Below are 6,160 nucleotides of genomic sequence, written 5' to 3'. Positions count from 1 at the left end.
TCCTCATGATTCCTAACATGTACAAGATCGCCGGTGAGCTCCTCCCAGCAGTGTTCCACGTATCTGCACGTGCACTCGCAGCCGAGGCTCTCTCAATCTTCGGTGATCACCAGGCCGTGATGGCCTGCCGCCAGACCGGTTGGGCAATGCTCGCATCTGCTTCCGTACAGGAGGCTGAGGACCTCGCAGCAGTAGCACACCTCGCTACCCTTAAGGCTCGCGTTCCTTTCGTACACTTCTTCGACGGTTTCCGTACCTCACATGAGATCCAGAAGATCGAGCTCCTCGACGAGGCTGCCCTCAAGAGCATGATTAGCGAGAAGGCTCTCGCAGCATTCCGCAAGAACGCTCTCTCTCCTGACGCTCCTGTTACCCGCGGTACCGCTCAGAACGGTGACGTTTACTTCCAGGCTCGTGAGGCTGCAAACGCATACTATGATGCAGTTCCAGACATCGTTGCACGTTACATGGGCGAGATCAGCGAGCTTACCGGCCGCAACTACCGTCCTTTCGACTACTATGGTGCAGCTGACGCTGAGGACGTCATCATCGCAATGGGTTCTGTTACCGAGACCATCAAGGAGACCATCGACTATCTCGAGGCTCAGGGCCGCAAGGTCGGTGTACTCATCGTTCGTCTCTACAGTCCTTTCTCAGCTAAGTACTTCCAGAAGGCAATGCCTAAGAGCGTGAAGAGGATCGCTGTCCTCGACCGCACCAAGGAGCCAGGTTCAGTTGGTGAGCCTCTCTACATCGACATCAAGGCAAGCTATCAGGGCGTCGAGAACGCTCCTATGATCATCGGCGGACGTTATGGTCTCTCTTCAAAGGACACCACTCCTGCACAGATCATCGCTGTTTACGACAATCTCGCTTCTAAGGAGCCTAAGAACGACTTCACCATCGGTATCGTCGACGACGTTACCTTCAAGTCACTTCCTGTAAAGGAGGAGATCTCAATCGTGAAGCCAGGTACCACCGAGTGCCGTTTCTATGGTCTCGGTTCAGACGGTACCGTAGGTGCCAACAAGAACACCATCAAGATCATCGGTGACCAGACCCCTCTCTATGCACAGGGTTACTTCGACTACGACTCTAAGAAGTCAGGTGGATACACCTGCTCACACCTCCGTTTCGGTGCAAGCCCAATCAAGGCTCCATACCTCGTAGGTACTCCTGATTTCGTAGCATGCCACGTTCCTTCATACCTCAGCAAGTACAACGTGCTCGAGGGCATCAAGGAGAACGGCACCCTCCTCCTCAACAGCCTTTGGGATGAGGCCGAGACCCTCCAGAGAATTCCTGACCATGTGAAGGGAATCATCGGTCGCAAGAACATCACCCTCTATATCATCAACGCTACCAAGATCGCTGCAGAGATCGGACTCGGCGGACGTACCAACACCATCCTCCAGTCAGCATTCTTCAAGATCACCGGCATCATTCCTTACGAGGAGGCTGTCGGTTACATGAAGAAGGCAATCCTCAAGAGCTACGGCAAGAAGGGTGAGAACATCGTGAACATGAACTACGCTGCAGTAGACCGCGGTGGTGAGTACACCAAGGTTGAGATTCCTGCAGACTGGAAGAATATCACCGGCAAGTTCGAGAACCCTAACAAGGATCGCATCGCTCCAGCTTTCGTAAAGAACATCGCAGACATCGTAAATGCACAGCAGGGTGACAAGCTTCCTGTAAGCGCATTCAAGGATATCGCAGACGGTACCATCCCAGCAGGTACTGCTGCTTATGAGAAGCGCGGCGTCGCAGTCGTTGTTCCTGAGTGGAACTCTGAGAACTGTATCCAGTGTAACAACTGTGCATACGCTTGTCCTCACGCTGCTATCCGTCCATTCCTCATGACAGCCGACGAGTCAGCAGCTGCTCCTGCAGACATCAAGCGTCAGCAGGGTAAGGCGAACCTCAAGGACTATATCTACACAATGCAGGTATCTCCAGCAGACTGTACCGGTTGCGGTAACTGCGTTGACGTCTGCCTCGCTAAGGAGAAGGCTCTCAAGATGGTATCTTACGAGTCACAGATTCCTGAGCAGGCTAACTTCGACTACCTCAACTCTAAGGTAGGCTACAAGGAAGTTGGTGACAAGAAGGCTAACGTCAAGAACAGCCAGTTCGCACAGCCACTCTTCGAGTTCAGCGGTGCTTGCGCAGGTTGCGGTGAGACTCCATACGTCAAGGCTATCACCCAGCTCTGGGGTGACCCCATGATGATCGCCAACGCTACCGGTTGCTCATCAATCTACGGCGCTTCATTCCCAGCATCACCATATTGCACCAACGCACAGGGCCACGGTCCAGCTTGGGCTAACTCACTCTTCGAGGACTTCTGCGAGTTCGGTCTCGGTATGAAGCTCGGTTCTGACCGCGCTCGTGCTACCGTTGCAGGTCTCATGGAGAAGGGTCTCAGCTGCTCATGCTGCTCAGACGAGATGAAGGCTCTCTTCACCATGTGGCTTGAGAACAGGGAGGATGCAGCCATCACCCGTAAGGTTGCTGACGATCTCGTTCCTCTCATGGAGGCTTGCGGTTGCGACACTTGCAAGGCTCTCCTCGAGTACAAGCACTTCATCCCTGCACGCAGCCAGTGGATCATCGGTGGTGACGGTGCAAGCTACGATATCGGATACGGCGGACTCGACCATGTGCTCGCTTCTGGTGAGAACGTGAACATCCTCGTACTCGACACCGAGGTTTACTCTAACACCGGTGGACAGTCATCTAAGTCTACCCCTGCTGGTGCGATCGCCAAGTTCGCTGCTTCAGGTAAGAAGGTTCGCAAGAAAGATCTCGGTATGATGGCAATGAGCTACGGTTATGTATACGTTGCACAGGTTGCAATGGGTTCTAACCCTGCACAGTTCATCAAGGCTGTACGCGAGGCTGAGGCTTATGATGGTCCATCACTCATCATCGCTTACGCTCCATGTATCAACCATGGCCTCAAGGCAGGTATGGGTCTCAGCCAGAAGGAGGAGAAGCTCGCTGTCGATTGCGGTTACTGGCACCTCTACAGGTACAACCCTGCACTCGAGGGTACCGACCAGAACCCATTCGCTCTTGACAGCAAGGAGCCAGACTGGACCAAGTTCCAGGACTTCCTCAAGGGCGAGGTTCGTTTCGCATCTCTCTACAAGATGTTCCCAGACAGAGCTGGTGAGCTCCTCCAGAAGACTGAGGAATTCGCTAAGATCCGTCTCGAGACCTACAAGAGACTCGCGAAGTAATCCTGACTTCGATATAAGAGATACGAGGTCGACCGTTTGGTCGACCTCGTATTTTTTAATGTCATCCGGAAGCCGATGCTTCCAGATGACATATATTATAAGGTATACTGACTACTCAGCCGGCATCATCTCGATCTCGATGTAGTTCTTTGACTCGAGAAGAGTCCTAGCCATGCCAGCAATCTTCTCCTTGGTAAGAGCGTTGATAGCTGCCTCCTGCTCGATATCGGTATTCTCACCATACTCATAGTAATTGTTGAGAACGCCCATCCAGTAGCTGTTAGAGATACGGTTCTGTGGAAGAGCTGTCTTGAAACGCTCAATGGTACGTCCGAAGAACTCGTCTGAAGGACCGTTCTCGGCAAGCTCCCTGAGCCCCTTCTCTACGAGAGCCTCGAGTGAGGCTGCCTGCTCTGTGTTGGTATCGAAATACACCTGGATGAGAGCGAGCTCGTATGGACGGCGGTTGAACTCCTGTGACACTGATGCACCATAGGTACCGCCTTCCTCCTCACGGAGTGTATTGACGTAGGTCATATCGAGCACATAGCTTACCGCATTGAGGAGAAGACGGTTCTCCACGGTAGCAGGAACATTTGCGCTATATACCTGGATGACGCTGGCCTTAGGCGTAGTCATAGGGACAGAGAAGTGATCCTTGAATTCACCGCTGCGGAAGCGTGCACCGTCATCTACCCATGAGCTTGCCTTCTTTCCCTTAGGAAGAGAGCCGACATACTTCTCGAGGAGAGGTTTGAGCTGAGCCATATCCACGTTTCCGACGACGTATACAGTAGCGCCTGCTGCGTCATTGAAGAGAGAGCGATATGCTTTCTCGAGATGCTCGATGCCAGCCTTTGCGACAACGTCCTCACTGATCATGAAACGACGTGGGTTGCCACCGTAGATATCCTCAGGAATCCTCTTCTGGAGCTGGAACATAGGGTCTGCCTCCATATTAGGAAGGACTGCATTGATGCGGTCGATGCCGATCTGGAACTCATCAGCGTCAAAGCGAGGCTGCATGAAGAGCATGTACATGAGCTGGAAAGCAGTCTCGATGTCCTTAGGAGCAGCTGAAGCGCTGATTCCGTGGTTTGTTAGGTTGATTACAGGGTTGGCATGAGCGTTCTTGCCCGCAAGGATCTTGTTCACCTCGTTTGAGCTGAACTCTCCGATACCCGTATTCTGGAGATAGAGGCTCCAGATATTGTCCTCGAATGAGTAGAGGTCCTCGGTAGCGATGGTAGACTCACCACCTGACTTCACGAGCTTGATCATGACCTCGTCCTTCTTATAGTCAGTAGGAAGCACTACGACACGTACGCCGTTCTTGAGCATATACTCAGTAGCGCCTGCAATGGTAGACTTGCCACCCTTGAGCTTTGCGCCCTTGAGCTTGCTTGCATCGAGGAGCTCGAGACCGCTCTCCTCCTCTGCAGGAGCCTCGACCTCAGCGGAGCGTGATGCCATGATGATGTCGTGGATCTCCTTATCAGTAGGATGCTCTGCAGCAGACACGCCCTCAAGCAGGACAACCATGTTCTCGTCAGTGATGTACTGAGGCACGACCTGATTGACTGCGGCAGCGCTGAGCTGGCCGAGAACCATCTGTGCGAGCTGATATGAGTCTGCAGGAGTCATGAAATGGTCATTGTCGGTGAAAGCCTTGATGAGAGGCCTGATGAAATCAGGGTTCTTGCGGCTTTCTGCACCCTCGGCAGCCTTCTCGAAGTATGAGAGAAGATTGTCCTTCGCGCGCTGGAACTCAGCCTCGGTCACGCCATATCTCTTAAGTTTCTCCACTTCATACATGAAGGCAGTGAGGGCCTCCCTATCCTTACCGTTCTCGTATACGAATGCGCCCATGAGAGCATCACAGCTTTCAACAAGGCTTCCGTTACCGAGCTGAGCACTGAAGAAAGGAGCACCCGGCTTTGATGTGATGTCATTGAACCTTTCTGACATCACGAGAGACATGATGTCATCAATGAGGTCAAGGACAAACACCTGATCGGTATTGTTAAGTTCCTCTGGGATTGCCGGACGCTTCCAGACAATCTCGAACTCATTATTGGTGAGCTCGGCGTCGGTAAGGACGGCGATGATAGGATCTACGTTGTCAGGAATTGTGATTACTTCCTTCGGACGAGGGTTGACAGGTGCTGGGATGTCAGCAAAGAGCTTCACGAGCTTTGCCTCGATCTGGTCCACGTCGATGTCTCCGACCACGATCACAGCCTGATTGTCCGGACGATACCAAGTCTGATAGAAGTCCACGAGAGTCTCAGGCTTGAAGGTCTTGAGGTTCTCTTCTGAACCGATGATATTGGTGGTAGCATACTTGGTGTCGCCATAGAGATATGGTGCACTCTGCTCGAACATTCTCCAGCTTGCTGTGTTGAGGGTCCTCTTCTCCTCGAGTATGACTCCCCTCTCATTGTCAATCTCGACAGGGTCGTTCACTACGAAGTGAGAATAGTCATGCATCACGAGAAGACAGGTATCTACGACGCCCTCACGAACGATAGGAATGTTGTTGAGCATGTACTGGGTAACCTCCACTCCGGTGGAAGCGTTGATGTTGCCACCGAAAGATGCGCCGATACTCTGGAGGTACTCAAGCATCTGCTTTCCAGGAAGATTCTTGAGTCCGTTGAAGCACATGTGCTCAAGGAAATGTGCAAGACCGTCCTGTCCAGGTCCTTCCTGGATAGCTCCGACATTGGAAACGAGGTAGAAGTCTGCCCTCTCGGCAGGCTTGTCGTTATGACGGATGTAATAGGTAAGACCGTTCTCAAGCTTTCCGACACGAACTTCAGGATCGTTTGGGAGCGGAGTCTGGGCAAAGGCAAATGCCGATGCGGCAAGAGCGATTGCTGAGATGATAAATTTTTTCATGTTATTGTAGGTAT

General features: G+C 52.4%; 2 protein-coding genes. One reads left to right on the top strand and one right to left on the bottom strand.

Annotation, left to right across the window (positions count from 1 at the left end; genetic code table 11):
- The coding region (gene nifJ, locus AC06ND_RS03735) for a pyruvate:ferredoxin (flavodoxin) oxidoreductase (RefSeq protein ID WP_475677651.1) at positions 1–3,245 on the top strand (3,245 nt) is incomplete at its 5' end.
- A gap of 111 nt (positions 3,246–3,356) precedes the next feature.
- On the opposite strand, the gene AC06ND_RS03730 is transcribed toward nifJ, so the two are convergent.
- Positions 3,357–6,146: a M16 family metallopeptidase gene (locus AC06ND_RS03730; RefSeq protein WP_475677650.1), complete on the bottom strand. Its 2,790-nt coding sequence runs from the start codon at positions 6,144–6,146 to the stop codon at positions 3,357–3,359.
- Between the last annotated feature and the right edge of the window lie 14 nt (positions 6,147–6,160).

The sequence above is a fragment of the Candidatus Cryptobacteroides sp. genome, assembly GCF_056207615.1.
This window is presented reverse-complemented; position numbering and strand designations above follow the sequence as displayed.

Bases quoted from the DNA above. Each gene is read 5' to 3' on its own strand.
- AC06ND_RS03730 (WP_475677650.1), bottom strand. From the start codon at position 6,146: ATGAAAAAATTTATCATCTCAGCAATCGCTCTTGCCGCATCGGCATTT.